Genomic DNA, 20,421 nt, shown 5'->3' with positions numbered 1-20,421 from the left:
TGATCATGCATTATGGCTCTACCATACGTCCTAACCTGGATTAGTAGGGCTATAACATCATGCTTTCCAGGGACACAGAATCTTTCGATTGCTCAAGATTTGCCTGAATCCTCATGCCTCGTTGATTGAATTAATTGATTCGTAAAGCTTAGCGAGCTTTCATATCGCTGATGGCACTCCGAGCAACTCCCGCGATCGCTTGATCCGTCGCCTTCGGTAAATGGTAATATTTGCCGCCCGATTGCTTAGCAAGTTCTTTAGCAAAGCCAGTGGACACAAATTTGTTCTCTGTATCGATGACCAAAAGCTGAATGCCCAGCGCCCGAATCTTTGCGGCAATTTCGAGCAGTTCACCTTTGATGTCGGGTTTTTCGCCATCGGGAATTGGGTCTCCCAGCGATCGCGCTAATGAGACATTGCCGCGTCCATCGGTAATCGCCACAATCACAACTTGACCAATATCACCCGACTGTTTCGCATTCAGACCAACCCGAACAGCTTGCGTCAACCCATGCGCCAACGGAGAACCGCCTCCACAAGGTAAGCGATCCAACCGACGACGAGCCGCTTCAATTGATTTAGTTGGCGGCAAGAGAACTTCGGCTTGCTCGCCTCGAAACGGAATCAGAGACACTTGATCTCGGTTTTGATACGCCTCCGTTAGGAGTTGCAGGACAGCGCCCTTCGCAGAATTCATCCGGTTCAGGGCCATTGAACCAGAGGCATCGACGACAAACACAATCAAAGCCCCCGATTTACGCGCCAGCCGTTTAGCGCGAATGTCGCTTTCCTCCACAAACACCCGTCGAGACGACTGGCTTTCTTCCGCCCGCAGCCGCCGCGATCGCTGATAGGGAGCGGCCGATCGCAGCGTCGCATCGACCGCAATTCGCCGCACTTTTCCGTTCGGCAACATCGGCTTGATATAGCGTCCGCGATCGTCAGAAAACACAATCGAACGGCTCCCCGATTTGCCCTGCCGAGTCGCCATTTGTGCGAAGTAGAGAACCTCCGGATCGAGAATTACGCCTTCTGGATCAAACACAAATTCTTCTGGAATATTAGGCGGTTGCTGCTGGTCTTCTTCAGACTCGTCCTTTTCCTCCTCCTCTTGGTCTTGATCAGACTCGTCTTGCGGCTCGTCTTGACTTTGAGGCGGCGGGGGCGGAGGTGGCGGATTCTCTTCTGGTGGTGTTTGAACGATTGTAGATCGCGGCACGATCACCAATTCAACAGCACGACGCAAATCTTCAGCGCTAACTTGAGTTCGTCCATCCAAAGCGGCATGAGCTTTCGCGACTCGTAGCGCGAATAGTTCTGCTCGGTGTCCCTGAACTCCACCCCGCAACGCTTCGGCGACCAGATATTGAATTTGCTCAGACGTAACTTGAACATCGCTAAGCCATTCTCGCGCTAACAGAATCTGCGTTTTGAGCGCATCAATATCGTCGCTGTATTGAGTCAGAAAATCTTGGGGAGAGTCAGAATAGCGCGTGGCTTGCTCAACCGCTTGCACTCGATCGTCAAGTCCCAACACCATATCTGCCGAGAGCGCGATCGCAATGCGATCCAACAAATGTTCCCGTAGCGTTCCTTCTTCTGGGTTATAGGTCGCAATTAATAACGGCTTGCAGGGATGCTGAAAGCTAATGCCTTCCCGCTCGATCTGATTACGCCCATCGGTCAGAGCGCTCAACAGCAAATTCGAGATTTGATCGTCGAGCAGATTAATTTCATCGATATACAGCACCCCTCGATTGGCTTCGGCTAATAACCCTGGCTGAAACACTGTTTCGCCTTGCCGAATCGACTGGCTGACATCGACAGAACCCAACAGCCGATCTTCTGTGATGCCCAGCGGAATCTGCACAAACGGCGCACGAATCACAGCCGTCGGAACGTTTGATTCGGGGCTAAACCGCGCGATCGTAAAATCATCCCACTCATCACGATTCGCCGGATCGCAATTACTAACCGAGTCTTGAACCACCTCAATCGGCGGCAGCAGGGCATGAATGGCACGTGCCATCACCGATTTAGCGGTACCTCGGCGTCCAGATATCACAACCCCGCCCAGCCCCGGATCAACGGCAGCAAGTAACAGAGCTAATTTGATGGCTTCTTGACCAATAACAGCGGCTAGGGGAAACGCGGTAACGCGAGAATCGATCGTGGCAGGCATGAAGGGTGCAAACTAGTGATTCGGATCTTCACTCTACCAAGTTTTGCGGCTGATTTCGCCTGTCAGAACGCTTCGCACTAAGCTTCGCTCTATTCTCTAATCCTCACACTGAGCTTGCCAAGCGATCTATTTACTTATCTGTCATCCGTCCCTGCACAGCACTTGTAAACGAAATCGTTACAATTGAGTAGAACGCTTTAGACAGAAATGTAAGGGTTTTTCATGGTTGACCAGTTAATTCGGGCAACGGCGGCAGAAGGAGGCATTCGAGCGGTCGGAGTGATCACGACGCGGCTGACAGATGAAGCTCGACAACGCCACAAGCTTTCCTATGTTTCAACGGCTGCTTTGGGTCGGACGATGGCAGCAGGGCTACTGATCGCATCTAGCATGAAACGGGCAGAATCAAGAGTTAATATTCGGATTCGGGGTGATGGTCCGTTGGGTGGAATTATGGCCGATGCCGGAACGGATGGAACAGTACGCGGCTATGTCGATAATCCTGATGTGGAGTTGCCGCCCAATAGTAAAGGCAAGTTAGATGTCGGAGGAGCCGTAGGTCAGGAGGGATATGTATACGTCGTCCGTGATGTGGGCTATGGATATCCCTATTCCAGTACGGTTGAGTTGGTTTCTGGTGAGATCGGAGATGACTTGACGAACTATTTGGTGACGTCTGAACAAACTCCCTCTGCCCTAGTTTTGGGTGTGTTTGTGGATGTCAAAGGCGTGCAAGCGGCAGGCGGTGTACTGGTTCAAATCTTGCCAAAAGCGGCAACCGATGAAGCATTAGTGACGCTGCTCGAATCCCGTATCGCGAAGCTGCAAGGGTTCACGCCCCTTCTACAAGCTGGTAAGACGTTGCCCGTAATTTTTGAAGAATTGTTGGGCGACTTGGGCTTAGAGATTTTGCCAGAAACCCAGATTGTGCGGTTCCATTGCGGCTGTTCCTTCGATCGCGTCTTAGGCGCGCTCAAGTTATTGGGCACAGAGGAACTGCAAGACATGATTGAGAAAGACGACGGGGCTGAAGCGACATGCCATTTCTGCAATGAAGTGTACAAGGCAGACAGCAAGCACCTGGCAGGTTTAATTGATGAGCTTCAGGTAGAAGCTCGTTCTTAGCCAATGTGCGATCGCGGCTCAGTTCCACCGATCACATCGAATGAGGAAACACAGAAATAGGCAAGGAGTTTACACATCCTTGCCTATTTTTGGATCAAGCTTGAATTAAGCAGATGGGACAAATCGTTTGCGTAGCGATTCTGCTCGGCGCTTAGCCGTTTGGTTATTAGAGTCATGCTTGAGCGCTTCCTCGTATGCCTCTAAGGCAGGTCCGGCTAATTGTTTGCGCTCGTAGGCATGACCTACGTTATTCCATCCAGTCACATAATCGGGCGCGAGTTTGACCGCTTCCTTGTAGTTCTTGAGTGCCAAATCGTATTGTTCTTGAGCAAAGTAGGCAAATCCTAGCGCGTTATACACAGCTGCTAGATCTTGTCCTTCTAACGTTTCCGCCTTTATCGCTTTCTGAAACTGTGCGATCGCTTGCACGAACAATCGTTTGTCAAGCAGAATGCTGCCTAATTCATAATATTCTTCGGCTGTGCCTTTCTCCTTGCTCAGCTTCTTTTGCAAGCAAGACAGTGCACTCTCGACCCGACGAGTTTTGATCACTTGTCTGGCGACAAAGACGACAGCAGCCCCCAACAGCAATAGCAACAGCGAAATATAAAGGAGTGGAAATGAAGTGTCACTATTCATAGCTTTACCGAGCGTAAATTAAGTTGAAGCAAGACGCGGGCGTTTCTCCCTTATCTCAGGGTAGCCCAAGGAAGTCCCCAATAGCTCGCCCGTTGCTGAAGCCAACCCTCAGTTTTCCAGCGTGCGATCGCGCTATTCACTCGCTGCTGCAATTCGGTGTACTGAACTCCTTTGGGCAACACCACGCAAAGAGCCTCGGTCGAGAGGCGCAACGGCAAAACCCGATAGCCTGACCGTTCTCGCGCCCATCCAGTCAACACTGACACATCCGCCGCAAACGCATCCGCTTTACCCGCGTCTAACAACTGTTGCGCCGCCTCATAAGACTCGACTCCGACGAGTTTGAGTTGGGGCAATTTGTAGCGCAACGTTGCGATCGTACTAGAGCCGTTCAACACGGCGATCGTTTGATTTGTCAAATCGGTTTCGTTTTGGATTGACATGGATCGGGTGATCAGTCCTGTTCCATCCAGGTAGTAGGGTGCGCTGAAGCTGACGATTCGCGATCGCGTCGTTGTATTCGTGACTCGCGCGATTGCGAGATCAACGCGGCCATCAATCACCGCAGCAATGCGATCGCGATTGCTGACAGGCTTTAGCTCAAGGGCATCCGACCGTCCTAACAAGTCTTGCGCGAGACGATTGGCAATGTCGATTTCAAAGCCTTGCAGCCTTCCCTGCTGGGAAAATCCGAGGGGAGGCAAATTATCTTTGACTGCAACAATTAAGCGATCACGAGCCACGATCGTTTTGAAATCGGCTGCCAACAAAGAAGGGGGAACAAACCATTGCCCCCCCAAAATCATAAATCCAAATACTCTAGCAACCGTTTTACGCATGACAAGCGCCGCGTCTTATACGCTTGCGGCTCGTTCTAGTACTTTTGCAAACCCAGCCGGGTCGATGACCGCGAGTTGAGCGAGCATTTTACGATTAATTTGAACATCAGCTTTTTTGAGCTTGCCGATCAATTGGCTGTAGCTCATGCCATGTTGCCGAGCCGCCGCATTGATGCGAGTGATCCACAACCGGCGAAAATCGCGCTTTTTCTTGCGGCGATCGCGATAGGCATTTCTCAATGCCTTCATCACCTGCTGATTGGCAGTCCGAAAGAGAGTCGAGTGAGAACCCCGAAATCCTTTCGCCATCTTCAAAATTTTCTTGCGGCGCTTTCGAGCAACGTTACCGCGCTTAACCCGTGCCATGATGAAACTTCCTTAACTAATTTAAATTTTGTCTAAACGTCCTCTACAGAACGTCTTTGCAGAACCTTGAACAATCCCGTTATCAGTTCTGCTTTGCTAATCTCTATGCGTATGGCAGCATCAACCGCACGTTCTCTGCGTCGCGCTCGTTCACCACAACCGTTCCAGCAAGGCGGCGTTTGCGGCTTGTGCCCTTATGTTCTAAAAGGTGGGCTCTGTGCGTTTGGCGACGCAAAAATTTACCACTTCCAGTTGTTCTAAATCGTTTGGCGGCAGACTTACGGGTTTTTAGCTTTGGCATGGGATTGTTCCAGAATTCGACACAAGGTTCTATCGTACTATGGGACACGTTAGATTTGCAAGAAGAATGTTTAGTTTGCCTAACCTGCTTCAACGTTCAGGAGGAATTCGTATCTCCAATTCTTTAATCAAAATTGGTATCTCTTTGCACAACCTCCCACACAATGTTGAGGTTTACGTCATCATATTCATGGACTAACCGATTTCGCATTCCGTTGATGTTCTGCCATGAAATGTTTGGTAAGGTCTGGCGGGTCGGTTCTGAAACCCGCCTTGCGGCTTCGGCAATTACCAACAAACGTCGAATCACTGAATCTTGAAGCTGCACATTTTCAACGAACTCATCTTTTGAGCTTTGGTGAAGTGTAGGTGATGATGAGTTCTGCGGATTGCAGCATATTAAGCAGGAATTGAAGATCCCGTTGCATAAATTACCTGAGCAGAGGAGAGGATTTCGTGACGGCGTAAGTAGTTACGACTGGTTTCAATGCCTTGACGGGTAATCAAGTCAATATCTCGATGAAAAATGGTCTTTAACTCTGCTTCCATCTGATCTAGGGTGCTGAAGGTGGGGTGAGCGTCTAGATGAAATTGCACCATCACGTCAATGTCACTGTTGGGGCGAAAGTCGTCGCGTAGGACGGAACCAAATAGAGCGAACTCAATGACTTGCCAGCGATCGCAAAACTCAGCGATTTTTTCCATCGGCAGTTCGATCGCAGTGATAGTCATGGCAGTTTTACCCCCAAACTTCAAGTTACTAATTTATCCAAACGGTTGCTGTCCCTTCACCGGTTCCGATTGCTTTGCAGTTCCCAAAGGGTAATCGCACCTCTACTCCTGTTTTAGCAATTTCTAGCAATTGCCCGTGCTTCGATTGCTGCACTCAGTCTTTGACGCGATCGCCCTGTCTACTCAAGATGTCATCGTCTGTATTAACTGCTCAAAAATCGACACCGCGTTTGAGATCGATGCCTTTCTCCGCATAGTGCTTGTGACAGATCATCTCAGAGTGAACGGTGGCTAAATCAAAATAAGCAGGTGGATTCTTACAGCGACCTGTGATCACAATTTCAGTGTCTTTCGGTTTCCGCAACAGCGCTTGCACGATCGGTTCTTCGGGCAGAAGTTCTAAATCAACCGTGGGATTGAGTTCGTCCAGAATGATGGTTTTGTAGAGACCCGATGCGATCGCAGCTCTCGCAATTTCCCATGCCCGTTCTGCTTCCACATAATCAAGTTCTTGCTGTTGACCACGCCAGACGATCGCATCTCGCCCCGATCGCTGATGATCGACCAAGTTGGGATAACTTTGGCGCAAGGCTTGAATTGCCGCATCTTCGGTATAGCCCGCTCCGCCTTTGAGCCACTGCATGATCAACACACGATGAGATTTGTCTTGGCTGATGCCCTTGCCGATCGCTTGCAGCGCTTTTCCGAGCGCACTGGTCGATTTGCCTTTGCCCGCGCCCGTGTAAATCTCAATGCCTGCGACTCCAGATTCTTTCACAAAGGAATGATAGTGAGGCTTCATCTCAGAATGAAGATCCGCAATATCGATCAACCCTTGGGGCGCACCTCGACCTGTAACAATTACCTCCATGTGATCGGGTTTGCGCTTTAGCGCCTTCACCACTTCATCCGTTGGCAGTAACCCCAAATCTAGTACAGGGTTGAGTTCGTCCATTACCACAACTGAATAGAGACCGGATGCGATCGCGCCTTTCGCGACATCCCATCCACGCTGCGCCTCTTGTCGATCAAACTTGGTGATCTCATCTGCCCCAAAATATTCTGCTCGTCCTGTGCGGACTTGATCGATCAAGTGCGGGAACGCCCGTTGCAGTGCCTCGATCGACGCATCTTCATCGTAGATTCGACCAGGACCTTTGAGAAACCGCAAGAGCAGCACACGAGTTTGAGAAAAGGTTTGGATGCCCAGACCAATCGATCGCAAGACTACGCCTAGTGCGGCCTGGGACTTTCCTTTACCCGCACCATCGTAGACATGAATTTGTCCCGTTAGGCGCTCCGAGCGGGTCTGCGCTGTCCGAATCCCAATTCCGGTTCTCGTCATAGCTGTTGTGGTTTTGACCTGTACGTTCATTGTAGTGGCTTGTACTGGATATCTCAGGAAGGCTTTTCTGCCCGTTTAGTATCGCACAAACGCTACATATAGCGTAGTGCAAATATACTCTATTTATCCTTAGCTCATCTACTCATCTCCACCTGGTTGACTGACAAAACTGGGTTCGGAACTACGAGTTATCTTGAGGTAATAAGGGAATCAGCAGGGTTAGAAGTTCGGGTAGTTTGTTTTGAATCACATCCCACACCACATCTAAATCTACCTGGTCATATTCATGCACGATGACATCTCGCATTCCTGCGATGTCTCGCCACGGGATGTCTGGGTGCTGTTGCCGAATCTCTTGCGATAACCGTTTGGTCGCCTCGCCAATGATTGTTATTTGATAGAGAATGGCTGATACTTTTTCGTCGTTGGCTTCGAGGTCGGCACGACTGCAATTTTTGGCATAGCGCAGTACTCGTCTGGTCGATCGTTCAATGTCAATCAGGGATTCGCTATCACGCGGCATAAATCACCTGTGCCGATTCTAAAATGTTTTTTCGCCGCAACCAGTTTTCGCTACGCTCGATCGCTGCTTTTACGATGAAGTCAACCTTTCGATCGAATAGGGCTTGCAGTTCGTCTCTCATTTGGAGGGTTTCAGATAAGCCTCGTTTGGCATCTGGGGCAAAGGTGACTAATACATCAATATCGCTGTTAGGGCAGAAGTCATCCCGCAGAACGGAGCCAAAGAGGGCAAACTCGGTGATCTGCCATCGATCGCAGAATTCTTTAATCCGCTCGATCGGCAAGTCAATATTTTTCAGCTTCACGGTAACTCAATCCCTAGTGTTTCAAGTTGTTGATTCATCCAAGCGATCCTTTGGAACTCTGCGGCGAACCATGCCCTCTCCATTTTCTTCGATTCCTTCGGAGTTGCGCCTGGTGCTAATCGCTTCACAGCTCTAAGGATAAGCAATGTCAATCGGGTTCGGAAGGTGACGTTTCGGGTTCTGCTCTTGGAGTTTCGAGCTTTGCAGGCGACGTTTCGAGCTTTGAGGGTGGGGTTCCGACTTCAGGAGGCGGAGTTTTAGGTTCGGAGGGCGAAGTTCCGAGTTCAGAAGGCGGAGTTCCGGGCTTTGAGGGTGAAGGATTGCGATCGCAGGACGAAGTTCCGGGTTCCAAAGACGAAGTTTCGGCTTCAAGGGGCGGAGTTTTGCGATCGGAAGGCGGAGTTTCAGATTCTGAGGGCGGAGTTCCAGGTTCGGAGGCTGGAAGGTGGGGATTGGAGCCTGAATCGTCAAACTATTGATGAGAATTGCTCAGCGTAATGTAAGGGAAGCGAGCCTAAATCAAAGGTTTCTTTGGCTTACTGATGGCAGACATTAGAATTATCACAATGCTTGCGACCCGTTTTGCGTTGTAGATGAATGCACCTATGAGAAACCCGACCGAAAAAACGCGATCGCTCCTCTTAAAACTCGCATTTTTAGGGTTTGCAATTCCACTCTTTTTAGCAAATTCGCCAGCAGTCTCCCAGTCGAATCCATCTGCTTCGCCTACCGTTCGCCAATCGCTAACGCCACAACCAAGCCCATCTGCTGAATCGAAAAAGTCAGAGGAATCGACATCAGCGGAGGACAAGAAAAAAGCAGAGGGTGAGAAAAAACAGGAGCTTCCGCGGGAGTGGGTGGCAGCGATCGTGGGAAGTGCGGCAGTTGGGTATCTATTTGTTCTGTGGTTGCGTCCGCGTTGGCTGTTGTTGATTCCTTCAAACTTTAAGACGCCTAAAATTGGGCCGATTCCAGAGCTATCGCCAAGTATTTTGCATTTCTTTCAGTATCGAGATAGGGTGCTGGATGCTTGGGTGAGCGATCGGATTGAGAAAGCTAGGGAAGAGTTCGATCGTCGGCAGACTGTAGAGGAACGCAAGATTCATATTTCGATGCCTGTCGTGCTGGATGGCAAAACAGTGACAGGGCTAACGGCAAAGGATTTAGGCAAGACGTGTTCTAAGCAGGAATTTCGGCTGTTGATTTGGGGAGAAGGCGGAGCGGGGAAGACTCATCTGGCGTGTCTGATTGCGAAATGGGCAATGGCGGAGCAAAAAGAAGCACGACTGTGTAACCATCGGATGTTGCCCGTGTTGATTGAGGAAGAACTGGAGGAGCCGAAAGATACTTCCACAAATAAGTCTCCGTTGTTGGATGCCATTACTCGACAGCTTAAGAATTTACGGGATGACGAAAAGCCGATTCCAGAAGAATTGCTGAAAAAACTGTTGGAGAAGCGGCGGGTTCTTGTTGTTGTCGATCATTTATCGGAAATGAGTGAGGCGACGCGCAAAGCGATTCGATTTAGGGATGCGAGTTTTCCGGTGAATGCGCTGGTGGTGACTTCTCGGTTAGAAGACATTCTGGGAAAAGAATTGAACCCTGTGTTAGCCAAGCCAATGCGGGTCGATGGAAAGCAGCTTTCCATCTTTATGGATGATTATTTGAAGGCGAAAGGGAAACGGGAGCTGTTTGAAGATGATCAGTATTTTGATTATTTGCGGCGCTTATCGCTGATTGTGACCGATACGCGAGAAATTACGTTACTGTTTGCCAAGCTATATGCAGATCAGATGATTGCAGTGGCAGAAGGGCAGCTTAGCGATGAGTTGCCCAAGAACGTACCAGATTTGATGCTGAGTTACGTGAATGAGCTGAACCGCAATGTGCGAGAAGGCAAGCTGGAAGATGCAACGGTGCAGCAAAATCTGAAGCTGATTGCTTGGGAATGTGTGCAGCAGACCTTTAAACCAGAAACGGCAAATCGCCAAGAGGTACTGACTCGATTAGCGGCGCTAGTAGGAGAGGGAGAAGCAGCAAAGGAGACGGCAAAACAACATCTGAAGTACTTAGAAGAGCGATTGTTTCTCATCCGCACTGTGAAACCCGCAAATCAACGTCTTCGCGTTTCGCTTGATCCTTTAGCAGAGTATCTGGCAGGGCTGTATTTGGTGGAGCAGTACCGGAACGATGAGGAAGCTTGGCGATCGTTCTTGGCAGAGGCAGCAGAGAAACCCGGCACGCTAGAAGAAATTCGAGGTTTTCTGCTGGCAGTGAGAGAGTGTTGTCTAGTCAAAGCAGCGGAAACGAAAGTTCCCAGTTTTGTGGCTGAGGAATTGGGTCGTTTGGCTGGTCTAGACCTGGAAGCACTGGAGCAAGAACAGCTAAATCGACGGATTCGGTATCTGATTTCTGATCTTTCTCGCCCAGAAGTAGCAGATCGGCTACATGCGATTGAATCAATCGGGGAAATTGGTTCAGCCGCAAAATTCGCGGCTCCAGCCATTGTTAAAATACTGAAAGATTTGCCCTCCAACACACACTACGTAGTGGCAGAGACATTGGGTGAGCTAGGCAACCCTTCTGAAGCCATAGTACAAGAACTTATTTCACTACTTAATAGCGATTCTGGTGCGTATTACAGTGCAGTTTATGCATTAGGGAAGTTAGGTAACGGCAGTGAAGCTGTAGTGCAAAGACTTGTACCATTGCTCAATGCTGTCGCTCCTGATATGCGTTCCGCAGCAGCTTGGGCATTGGGGAGATTAGGCAATTCTTCCAATGATGTTGTAAAGAGATTGATATTACTACTGGATGATGATGCTCCTATTGCATCTGGTGAATCTTTCGTATGTTCTACAGCAGCAGAAGCATTAGGCGAATTGGGTAACGCTTCCGAAGAGGTTCTGCAAGGGCTACTATCTCTGCTAGATGATTATTCTCCTGTGTGTCTCCCAGCGGTAGGGGCATTAGGCAAGTTAGGTTGTGCCTCTGAAGATGTTTTACAAGGGTTACTACGGTTGCTCAATGCTGAATATGATGATGTGCGTTCTAGCGCGGCACGGGCATTAGGCACATTAGGCAATAGCTCTGAACCTGTGCTGCAAGGGCTGCTATTGCTTCTCGAAGATCACGAAGCCACGGTGCGTCGTAGTGCAGCACAGGCATTAGGCACATTAGGCAATAGCTCTGAACCTGTGCTGCAAGAACTGCTGACGCGGCTCGGAGACGACGAATTGGGAGTGCGCTATAGAGTAGCTGAGGCAGTAATCAAACTTGGTTGCGTCAATAATAAAGATGTAATCTCTGTGCTTCAGACATTGTCTCAACATAATTTCCTTGAGTGGCGAGATAATGCGAAGGAAATTCTTAATCGCATTGCCAGCCAAGAAAATTCAGCACAAGATTAACAGCTATTGAACGAATTGCCTGATCGCTTCCCTCGCTTGATGTCCAATTTAGGGTGGAGCGTTGCCTTCCGAGCTTAGAATGTCAAGCAAATTGCTCCAACTCCGAGCTTCTGAGCTTCAACAGTCAGCCTCTGCAGTCAAAGCGTCAAGCTTTTTTCTACTTCGTTTACATAAATTCTGTGCAAAATTGAGACATGAGGGTAAGTGAAGCGAATAATTTCAAGTGAGGAGGGCGTGACCTGATGCGGGGGAAACGATGACGACTCCATTAACAACTGTGATTTACGATCGCTGCAACGTCACGCGATCGCAAATCACTAACTTTTGCCAGCGATGGAAAATCATTGAGTTTGCGTTGTTTGGTTCTGTCTTGCACGATGGCTTTCGCGATAATAGCGACATTGATGTTTTAGTGACTCTGGCTCCCAATCATGGTTTGAGCCTCTTTAATTGGATCGACATGCAGCAAGAACTAAAAGCTCTCTTCAAACGTGAGGTAGATCTAGTAGACAAACGCTGACTAAAAAACCCCTACCGTCGCTCTGAAATTTTGAACACTCGTCAAGTGATCTATGCAAGCGATCAACCGTGATGCCGCATAAACATGACTATTTCCAGACCAAGACAATTCAACTTAACGACTTGAAGTTCCAACCTCTTAACGTGAAACTCCGCTCTCAGAACCCGGAACTCCGCCCTCAGAACCCGGAACTCCACCTTCCGAACCTGGAACTTCGCCTTCGGAACCCCAAACTCCGCCTTCCGAACTCGGAACTCCGCCTTCCGAACCTGGAACTCCGCCTTCCGAACTCGGAACGTCAGGCTTTTTACTCCAAAAATAAAGCTCAGAACCCGGAATGTCGAGCAATTTGCTTCAACCTCCGCGTTCTGAGCCTCAATCATCACCCTCAGAAGTCAAATCGTCAGGCTTTTTACTCCATCGTTGCCCCTCCAGACTTCACCGTCCCCTCAACCACTTTCGCCTTCCGGGGTTTGCGGGCAAACCGTTGCCCCAACTCCCCCACCACCGCATCTAATCCCGCCCCCTGTCCACTTGCCTTGGCGTAGCTATACACCTGCAATGCCGCCGCATACGCCTCACTCCCCACCGCCAAACACGTATCATCCAACAACTCATGCATCTGCGTGATCGACATCAACAGCGGATACAACATCTCAAACAACTGCACATCCTTCCGCAACTCCTCCAGGTCAAACGAGCGAGGCAAGAAGTCCGGGTTCTGCGTCGCCACCTCCAACGCCTTACCCACAAACGCCCGACTCTTATCGCCCATCTTCGGCAAATTCTTGCGCTCCTCCGCGCTCAAATCCACCAAGAACGGCAGCTTTTCTTTCATCATGGTCATCGCTGCCATCAACGTATCTCGCTCTGCCGGAGTCAACGTTGCACTAATTGAAGTCGCCATCGTAGAGTTTTCCCTAATGGTAAAGTGACAGCTTTAGAATTCCCACCAAAGCAGGGTTCTGCAACCCAATAGCAATACTTCAGTCAGTGCACCAAAGAACAGCTTTCTAGAAAACTTACACGGTCTTCAGGATAATCATGAGGATGTTGTTCAACGTTTAGAAATGCCTGACGATTTGCCCATTTTCCTATGCAGTGCAGGGTTGCTCATTCTCTACCTGCTTCTCTCCGCCGCCACCGAAATGGGCACAAAGCTACCCTGGAAGAAATAAGGTCTAGAAGAAATACTGCGATCGCTAGATAGCTCACATCCCCTGCCAACGAGCAGCGTTTGCCTAAGTCCTATAGCCATAAATAACTACTTATTAATACATGCTGATCTCAATCTAAAGATGTAGGGCATCCCAAAACGGAGTACATAAACTAGAACCTGACTAGGTGAAGACAACATCAAGGTCTAGTCTTTATTTAGTCCCTTGTATACTCAGTGAGGTAAACCCATGAATCGGACTCTAAAGCGTGTTTTCATGCCGGGTCTAGTGGTATCGGGGCTTGTCAGCGCTACTCTACTTCCTATGAAACCTGCATCTGCCGATCAGAATGTCTGGCGAGACATCGGTATCGGAGCCGCAACGGGCGTAGTATCTAGCGTAGTCACAAAGCACAAAGTTGTGCCTAACATCATCAACGGGGCAGCAGCAGGGGCAGCCGTCAACCAATCTCGTGACCTCACAACTGCCAAAGGAAAGCGCCCAGACTTGCTTCGGGACGCTGGGTTTGGAGCAGCGGCTGGAGCAGCAGCAGGCGGCATCACAGGTCGTCGGCACACCGTTAGAAACGCTGCGAATGGCGCGGCTGTGGGAGCGGTGATTAATGTTCTAACGCCTCGGCCTCGTCGTTAAGCTCCCAGTTGCGAATCAGAACTTCAAGCAAAACAGAGCTTAAAAGATTGGGGTTTTACACCCTAACAGGATGCATTTACCAAAAGGCAGGGGTTAACCACGGTCAATTCCTGCCTTTTTTGCAAGACGATCGTACTCGTGAATCATTTGATGCGCGATCGCAGCCCAACTAAAATTTTCTTGTGCGTAGCGCTGAGCATTGATTCCTCGTCGCTGCAATTCTTGTCGATCGCGCAACGCCAATCTCAAAGCATCCGTTAATGCAGACACTTCGCAAGCGCTAATCCATCCCGCTTCAGCTTGTTGAATGCCATGCCAAATGTGAACTTGATCAGAAATCACAACAGGAGTGCCAACGCTCATCGCTTCAGCAACTGCAATGCCAAAATTTTCGTAATAAGATGGTAATACAAACAAATCAGCAGCGCTTAGTAAATTGGTTTTCTCACCCCCTGTGATGAACCCAGTGATCGTTGTGCGGGCATTTAATGAAGAGTGATAGATGCGATCGCGGATCTCTTTTTCATAGTCAGGATCTTGAGGGTTGCCTCCTGCTAGAACAAACTGAAAATCCTGTCCTTCAGCAACTAGTGTTTCCAAGGCTGGAATCAACAGATCTAATCCTTTTTTGGGATCAATCCGCGACATAAACAGCAGAATTGGACGCTGAGCGGGAATGCCAAATTTTGCTCTAATATCTGTCGATGTGCCTTGGGGAAGCTGCACACCCAATGGCATGACCAGATCGCGAGTCATGACTCCAAACCGTTCTGATACTTTCGCTTCTTGGTCGCTGGTAAAGTGAATCGCAGCGGCTCCTGCAAGATTGGAACGCTCTAAAACTGCGGCATAGAGTTGCTTGAGATGGCGTTTCTTTTGTAGATCGGCAGGGTCAAGAGTTCCGAGTGGACGCAGAATGTAAGGGAGGTGCTGCGATCGCGCCACTGTCGCAGCAGCAGAACTAATTGGAGAAAAGAGCGCGTGAATATGGGCTAAATTATACTCTTGATGATGTCTAGACAGCCACTTGAGCAAACTAAGAGAGAATTTGTAGCGGCGAAACGGCGAACATCGAAAATAGTAAATGTCGTAGCCGGTTTGACGAATCGGCACTTCTAGCGGCACATCGAGCGGAGCCTGACCGTTATCGCCATTGGAATCGGTCGTTAGAATCGTCACCTCAACGCCTGCTTTTGCCAGCGCTTCAGAGAGTCCCATAACCATTTGGCTAGGACCGCCATACACCAGAGAAATCGACGGAACAATCTGAAGAATCCGCATGAGACTAGTTTGAAAGGTCGCGATAGAACGTGAGAAGCTCTTTGGCGAGGGCGTGGTTGGTGTAATGTGCGATCGCACGACCATAGCCTTGCCTACCCAACTCTTCTGCAAAAGAGCGATTGTCAATTAGTTGAGAGATGCGATCGCGCAACTGATCGACGTTGCCTTCTGGAAAAATCAAACCGGCGTTATCAATTACGTTGGGGATTTCGCCCGAATCGGAACCAATCACTGGAACCTGACACGCCATCGCTTCAATTAACACATGCCCAAATTGCTCTTTCCATCCCGCTGAGGTGAGCGTCTTAAACTGATAAGTGGTTTCAGATGGCAAAACCAGCGTGTGCATGAGATTGATGTAACGATAGACATCAGCATGAGGAACGCTTTCGACCCAAATTAAGCGATCGTCAAATCCCAAGGTTTTCGCCTCGGCTAACAGCGTTTCTTTCTGTTCACCACGTCCTAATAATAGCCATTTCCACGAACGATCTTTGAGGCCTGCTAGCGCTTTTGCTAACGTCAACAATCCTTTTTCGGGCACAAAGCGCCCCACGAAGCCAACGACAAAATCGTTATCAGAAATGCCGAGTTGTGCGGCAAGTTCAGGCTGGGGTTGCGGACGAAATAAATCATGATCGACGCCAAGCTGGGGCATGATTCGCATTTTGCCCTGGTAGCCGCGTTGCCGCAAAATTTGGTCACCATCGCGATTGCCAACGACAATGCCATCGGTATGGCGCAGGTTATACGATTCCAATAGCGAAACGGGAAACTTGAGCGTATACGGTAGGTTCCACCAGGTGAAGAAGAGATTTTTCGCCTTTAACCCGAGGAGCCGATTGAGGCTGATCATCTCAGCGTAAGCGATCGACTTCGAGCCTTGCTCCACCTGAATAATATCAGGACGGAAGGTTCGCAAGAGGGGGATGAGCTCCGCGCCAAACGAAAGCAAGCCCTGATTATTTTGGCTGAAGTTAGACACCGGAACGACGCGAAACGAACCTTCTTCTCGGTAGCGAGTTTTAACGACATCTTTCATCACTCCGCCAGGTTTCCAGCGTTTGGGAACGACGATCGTCACTTCAATTCCTGGTTCTAAGTTGGCTAAAACCCGGAGCTTTTCACAATTGAGATCGACAATGTAAGAATGACTGGCAACGAGAATTTTCATTGGTTTATGCCTCGCCTACGTCTTGTCGCGTGTAAATCTGTCCGTCATCCCACCGCGATCGCACAACTGTTTTCAACGCTTGCAAAAAACCCAAGGTATAAAATCCAAATCGCGTGATGATTTTAATCGGTGAGCCGCTTTTGTGACAGGGCGGACGTCCCAACACATGGCAATCGAACAAGCGGAAAAAGAAGCGGGTGGTTTGCCAAGGAGTTAGATTTTTGAGTCCCATCAAAAAATGATTGTGATAGAACGTCAGTTGGTATTTCAGCGATTTGGTGCTGATGTCGTGACAGCCGCCTGTCTCTTCGCCTAAATGCACCAACGACGCCTCTGGGTCATACCACACCATCAAGCCAGTTTGTCTGAGGTGCAAGCAAAAATCAGATTCTTCTCGCACCGCACTGCCCTGAAATCGCTCATCAAACCAGATTCCATACTTGGTAAAAATGTCGCGGCGATACGACATATTGCAGCCGCGTGCGCTGAGAACGCGCTGCGGCTTCACCGTATGAACTAAGTTGATGTGATACCATGCAATGCCCGGATCAAGCGCTTCGGGGGGCAAATCCTGAATTTCTAACCCCGATTCAAAATCGGCTAACTTCATGCGATCGTAGACCCGCCCCGCCACAGCTCCCACGTCTGAGCGTTCATAGTTTTTAGCATGAGCCGCAAAAAATCCGGGTTGAAGCTGCACATCATCATCGATAAACAGGATAATTTCACCCTTCGCCCGTCGCACCGCAAAATTTCTGGCTCCTGGCAAACTCGCCCACTTGGGTTGAAATAGGCGAATCTTGCCCTCCTGTGCCCGTGCGTCTAAAAATGCTTGAGTTTCTGGTTGATGTACCGGAGTTTGATCCACAACGATCACTTCGTAGAGGGGATAGTCTTGTTTCAGCACATCCGCGATCGTGTCTCTTAGCGTTTCTTCGCGTCCATAAGTGGCAATGACGACCGATATGAGAGGAGGAAGCATAAGGTTAAGGAGTAGGTTGGGTTCGTTGGATTAGCGCGTCAAACCGCTTTCTGAGACCCGCTTCTAGGGCAGTGAATACATAAACATACAGAGTCAGTAATCCCGAAATTGTGATAAAGGAAACGATGAGTTTTGCAGGCTGGCTGAAGGGGATATATTTTGCTAGATATGGAAATATTGAAAACAATAGCGGTTGATGAATTAGATAGATTTGATAGGAATAAACTCCTGTTAATGCCGCAAATGCTAATGCTAATTGCAAAACTTTGATCTGAGCGCTAAGATTTAACAACCGATAAAGCCCCATGAACATAAAGGGCGTAAATATCAAATCGAAACCCAACATATAAACAATGTCAATTCCTTTTAGGCTTAGTGCCACATAACTCACTAAACCTAATCCAAATAATGCACAAACAACACGCCAATCTTTTCTACTAAATGATTTGTTTGCAGAGTAAGTTATTCCCCAATATAGCCCTAAGCAAAATTGGAAAATATAGCTTCCTAGAAAGTTTGTTTGTAAAAAGAAAAGATAATAAGGCGAATTAGAAGACGCTAGACAAATGAGTTTTGTAAGAATACCAAGAATCGCACCCAGAATTAAATAGGTTGTTGGCTGCCGACGACAGGCTAAAACAATAAAAGGTGTAAATAAATAGGCTTCAAGAATAACAGTAAAAAACCAAAATCCTGGATTAATTGCTTGGAAGCTATATCCTGCTAGTCCAAGAACACTTAGTACGGTTTTTAAGTCGAATTGTAGCTTGTATCCTCTCAACACTGTGTAAAGCAGCAAGCTACAAATTACCGCTAGAAGATAAGTTGGATACAGTCTAAATAAGCGCTTTTTTAACCAGGATTTCCAATGGACTTGGCCCAAGCGAGATGCCATGACAAAGCTGATATTAAACCCTGCCATCACAAAAAAGATATCAACAGCAGCGTATCCTAGCTTTGCTCCATTACGATTTAAGGCAGCAACTAAGCCGAACTGATCAGGATAATTTTGAAAAAAGTGAAAGAGTACGATCGCAAGAATTGCGATCCCTTTAATTTGATCGATCCACTGCAATCGAACCGGAACTTCTTGAGGCTTGGAAACTGACATAATTCAGAAAGCTTAGAATTTAATAACTACCGTCGTTTCTTCTTTTTCTTTTTAGGATCGGCTTCTTCAATAATGGGTTCTTGTTGATCTAAATACGGCAACCGCAACACAATGCCTGCAAAAAACCAGTAATAGACTGCCACCGGATCAACATCAAGCGGATAGTAATACGTGTTGTAACTAATAAATAAAACGAACGTCCAAAGCGATGCGCCGTAGCCGCGTAAGTTGCGATCGCGCACCTGCCGATACGCTTTAAAGCAGGCAAACGTTAGCGAAGTCACGACGCCTAAAAACAGTAGTGCCCCAATCGGCCCAATCTCAAACATGACCTTTGGATAGTATGTTTCAATTAGCTCCGTTTTCCCTAACGCTCGCGCAGAATTCGTCGCCCGTCCTAACCCTGCTCCTAACAGCGTTGCCCCTTTAGATACGTTCCCAAACTGTTGAGCAATGAACGCATCGGGTGGCGACGCATTCCAGCGTCCTACAGCACTTTCCCAGCGTTCTTGTGCAACTTCTGGATTAGATGCCATCGCGATCATCAATACAAACGCCACCCCAATGCCAATCGGGATAAATCGCTTCAGATTTGCTACTTGTCCTGTTGTGATCACTTGCAGCACAATCATTGCCGGAACCAGCATGAGCGCAATTCGCTGTCCGCACAACACCGCCATAATCATCGTGCCAAGCAGCGCCACCCCACCGATCACTTTCCAGATCAAATTGCGATCGAAGAAGGTGACAGCAAAACTAAAAAAGGCGCTCGAAATCAGAAACCATCCCCACTGCCAAGGCGCGACAAATGTTCCTGGTAGCCGAATCACGCCTTGTTCTTCGCTGTAGAGCAGCGACCCCCCGACCAAACATCGAGCTGACAGCGACGCCTTGAACAAGGCTGCCCCTGACCCAACTGTGCCCGCACACCGTCCTGTTTTGAGAAACATGTACTGCAAAAAAGCTAAGCCACAGCAGATGATCACTAAAATTGCTGTCATCCGCATGAGCCAGTAGACATCTTGCTTCTTCCGCATCAAATAGTAGGCGCAAGGAATGAGAGGCACATAGCCAAGCAGCACTTTCAAGCCCAAAATTCCCATTGCGATTGGCTTTTCCGTGGGCATTCCCATTGCGATCGGCTTTTCCGTGGGCGGACCTGTAAACTGCTGAGTGCCATTGACAAACAGTAAAACGAGAATGCAATAAGCAAACATCAACGCAAACGGCGTCGTCAATGACTTCGCAACAATGAGCGGCAGCTTCTGCTGCTTGCAGTACTGCACTACACCAATGAGCGCTGGGATAAACATCCCGTCTTTGGCAAGCTGAAATAAAGGATTTTCACCTCCCACAGCGTAGGTAATCGTTCCACCAAACGGCATGTAGATTAAGAATGCATAGAGCGCTTGCCACGGAAATTTAAAGGAGAGTAAGAGCGCTAGGATGGCGACGAATCCCCCAATCGCGCCTTTTACCCCTGCTACGATCGCTAAAATCATGCCCGCCACGATCGCCACCATGACTGCCATCGAGATGAACCCGATCGCTTCCTTGCGGGCTTGCGCGGCATTGCGTTTCTGCGCCAACTGCTCTTTGAGACTCAGCGTTGAGCCATCTTGAGAAGCCGACTTAGACGAATGTTTTGACTTTGGCTTTGACTTTGGCATAGTAGAGAGGCGAAGCAATAAAGCAGCGGTCAAAGGAGCAGGCTGATTGCTTCAACACTGCACGTTGGTTGAAATCGGGTCAGTTTTGAAGCATTAAACACCAGTATTGG

The 20,421-nt window shown here is 48.8% G+C and carries 22 protein-coding genes; 4 read left to right on the top strand and 18 right to left on the bottom strand.

Features of this window, described 5'->3' with window-relative positions:
* Nucleotides 1-148: 148 nt before the first annotated feature.
* A complete protein-coding gene (bchD, locus tag AC5I6P_RS25195) occupies nt 149-2,182 on the bottom strand; it encodes a magnesium chelatase ATPase subunit D (RefSeq protein ID WP_495696522.1) in 2,034 nt (677 codons plus the stop codon).
* 222 nt (nt 2,183-2,404) lie between these two features.
* On the opposite strand from bchD, the gene hslO reads away from it, so the two are divergent.
* Nucleotides 2,405-3,307, top strand: a complete 903-nt coding sequence (gene hslO / locus AC5I6P_RS25190; protein WP_495696521.1) for an Hsp33 family molecular chaperone HslO — start codon at nt 2,405-2,407, stop codon at nt 3,305-3,307.
* Nucleotides 3,308-3,412: 105 nt separating this feature from the next.
* On the opposite strand, the gene AC5I6P_RS25185 is transcribed toward hslO, so the two are convergent.
* From AC5I6P_RS25185 to AC5I6P_RS25140, 10 genes are all read right to left on the bottom strand, one after another.
* Entirely contained in the window at nt 3,413-3,946 is a 534-nt protein-coding gene (locus AC5I6P_RS25185) for a tetratricopeptide repeat protein (RefSeq protein ID WP_495696520.1), read from the bottom strand.
* Between the two features lie 50 nt (nt 3,947-3,996).
* Entirely contained in the window at nt 3,997-4,785 is a 789-nt protein-coding gene (locus AC5I6P_RS25180; protein WP_495696519.1) for a transporter substrate-binding domain-containing protein, read from the bottom strand.
* A 15-nt stretch (nt 4,786-4,800) separates the two neighbouring features.
* Entirely contained in the window at nt 4,801-5,151 is a 351-nt protein-coding gene (gene rplT / locus AC5I6P_RS25175) for a 50S ribosomal protein L20 (RefSeq protein ID WP_495696518.1), read from the bottom strand.
* 103 nt (nt 5,152-5,254) lie between these two features.
* Nucleotides 5,255-5,452 carry a 50S ribosomal protein L35 gene (gene rpmI / locus AC5I6P_RS25170; RefSeq protein WP_495696517.1) on the bottom strand — a complete coding sequence of 66 codons (198 nt, stop codon included), beginning with the start codon at nt 5,450-5,452 and terminating at the stop codon, nt 5,255-5,257.
* Nucleotides 5,453-5,575: 123 nt separating this feature from the next.
* Entirely contained in the window at nt 5,576-5,779 is a 204-nt protein-coding gene (locus tag AC5I6P_RS25165) for a HepT-like ribonuclease domain-containing protein (RefSeq protein WP_495696516.1), read from the bottom strand.
* 71 nt (nt 5,780-5,850) lie between these two features.
* Nucleotides 5,851-6,183, bottom strand: coding sequence for a nucleotidyltransferase family protein (locus AC5I6P_RS25160; protein ID WP_495696515.1), 333 nt, complete (start codon nt 6,181-6,183; stop codon nt 5,851-5,853).
* Nucleotides 6,184-6,394: 211 nt separating this feature from the next.
* Nucleotides 6,395-7,558, bottom strand: coding sequence for a cob(I)yrinic acid a,c-diamide adenosyltransferase (locus AC5I6P_RS25155; protein ID WP_495696514.1), 1,164 nt, complete (start codon nt 7,556-7,558; stop codon nt 6,395-6,397).
* Nucleotides 7,559-7,709: 151 nt separating this feature from the next.
* A complete protein-coding gene (locus AC5I6P_RS25150; protein WP_495696513.1) occupies nt 7,710-8,051 on the bottom strand; it encodes a HepT-like ribonuclease domain-containing protein in 342 nt (113 codons plus the stop codon).
* Entirely contained in the window at nt 8,041-8,355 is a 315-nt protein-coding gene (locus tag AC5I6P_RS25145) for a nucleotidyltransferase family protein (RefSeq protein ID WP_495696512.1), read from the bottom strand. Before AC5I6P_RS25145 ends, AC5I6P_RS25150 begins: the two co-directional genes overlap by 11 nt.
* Nucleotides 8,356-8,487: 132 nt before the next feature.
* On the bottom strand, nt 8,488-8,826 hold the full coding sequence (locus AC5I6P_RS25140; RefSeq protein WP_495696511.1) for a hypothetical protein: 339 nt from the start codon (nt 8,824-8,826) through the stop codon (nt 8,488-8,490).
* Nucleotides 8,827-8,960: 134 nt separating this feature from the next.
* On the opposite strand from AC5I6P_RS25140, the gene AC5I6P_RS25135 reads away from it, so the two are divergent.
* Nucleotides 8,961-11,765 (top strand): HEAT repeat domain-containing protein, encoded by a 2,805-nt coding sequence (locus tag AC5I6P_RS25135; RefSeq protein ID WP_495696510.1) that lies wholly within the window; start codon nt 8,961-8,963, stop codon nt 11,763-11,765.
* A 256-nt stretch (nt 11,766-12,021) separates the two neighbouring features.
* On the top strand, nt 12,022-12,285 hold the full coding sequence (locus AC5I6P_RS25130) for a nucleotidyltransferase family protein (RefSeq protein WP_495696509.1): 264 nt from the start codon (nt 12,022-12,024) through the stop codon (nt 12,283-12,285).
* Nucleotides 12,286-12,423: 138 nt separating this feature from the next.
* Here AC5I6P_RS25130 and AC5I6P_RS25125 read toward each other — a convergent pair whose 3' ends face one another.
* Both AC5I6P_RS25125 and AC5I6P_RS25120 read right to left on the bottom strand, forming a co-directional pair.
* Nucleotides 12,424-12,633, bottom strand: coding sequence for a hypothetical protein (locus tag AC5I6P_RS25125; RefSeq protein ID WP_495696508.1), 210 nt, complete (start codon nt 12,631-12,633; stop codon nt 12,424-12,426).
* A gap of 64 nt (nt 12,634-12,697) precedes the next feature.
* Entirely contained in the window at nt 12,698-13,192 is a 495-nt protein-coding gene (locus AC5I6P_RS25120; RefSeq protein WP_495696507.1) for a hypothetical protein, read from the bottom strand.
* A 499-nt stretch (nt 13,193-13,691) separates the two neighbouring features.
* Between AC5I6P_RS25120 and AC5I6P_RS25115 the strand changes: the two genes are divergently transcribed.
* Nucleotides 13,692-14,093 (top strand): hypothetical protein, encoded by a 402-nt coding sequence (locus AC5I6P_RS25115; protein ID WP_495696506.1) that lies wholly within the window; start codon nt 13,692-13,694, stop codon nt 14,091-14,093.
* Between the two features lie 93 nt (nt 14,094-14,186).
* On the opposite strand, the gene hpsP is transcribed toward AC5I6P_RS25115, so the two are convergent.
* The 5 genes from hpsP to hpsL are packed head-to-tail and all read right to left on the bottom strand — an operon-like array spanning nt 14,187 to nt 20,311.
* On the bottom strand, nt 14,187-15,374 hold the full coding sequence (gene hpsP / locus AC5I6P_RS25110; RefSeq protein ID WP_495696505.1) for a hormogonium polysaccharide biosynthesis glycosyltransferase HpsP: 1,188 nt from the start codon (nt 15,372-15,374) through the stop codon (nt 14,187-14,189).
* A gap of 4 nt (nt 15,375-15,378) precedes the next feature.
* Nucleotides 15,379-16,548: a hormogonium polysaccharide biosynthesis glycosyltransferase HpsO gene (gene hpsO, locus AC5I6P_RS25105; protein ID WP_495696504.1), complete on the bottom strand. Its 1,170-nt coding sequence runs from the start codon at nt 16,546-16,548 to the stop codon at nt 15,379-15,381.
* Nucleotides 16,549-16,552: 4 nt separating this feature from the next.
* Nucleotides 16,553-17,530, bottom strand: coding sequence for a hormogonium polysaccharide biosynthesis glycosyltransferase HpsN (gene hpsN / locus AC5I6P_RS25100; protein WP_495696503.1), 978 nt, complete (start codon nt 17,528-17,530; stop codon nt 16,553-16,555).
* Nucleotides 17,531-17,534: 4 nt separating this feature from the next.
* The gene (locus tag AC5I6P_RS25095; protein ID WP_495696502.1) at nt 17,535-18,641 is read right to left on the bottom strand and encodes an acyltransferase family protein; all 1,107 of its coding nucleotides are present in this window, start codon (nt 18,639-18,641) and stop codon (nt 17,535-17,537) included.
* Between the two features lie 26 nt (nt 18,642-18,667).
* Nucleotides 18,668-20,311: a hormogonium polysaccharide biosynthesis protein HpsL gene (gene hpsL / locus AC5I6P_RS25090; RefSeq protein ID WP_495696501.1), complete on the bottom strand. Its 1,644-nt coding sequence runs from the start codon at nt 20,309-20,311 to the stop codon at nt 18,668-18,670.
* Nucleotides 20,312-20,421: the final 110 nt, after the last annotated feature.

The organism is Myxacorys sp. (assembly GCF_059501405.1).
This window is presented reverse-complemented; position numbering and strand designations above follow the sequence as displayed.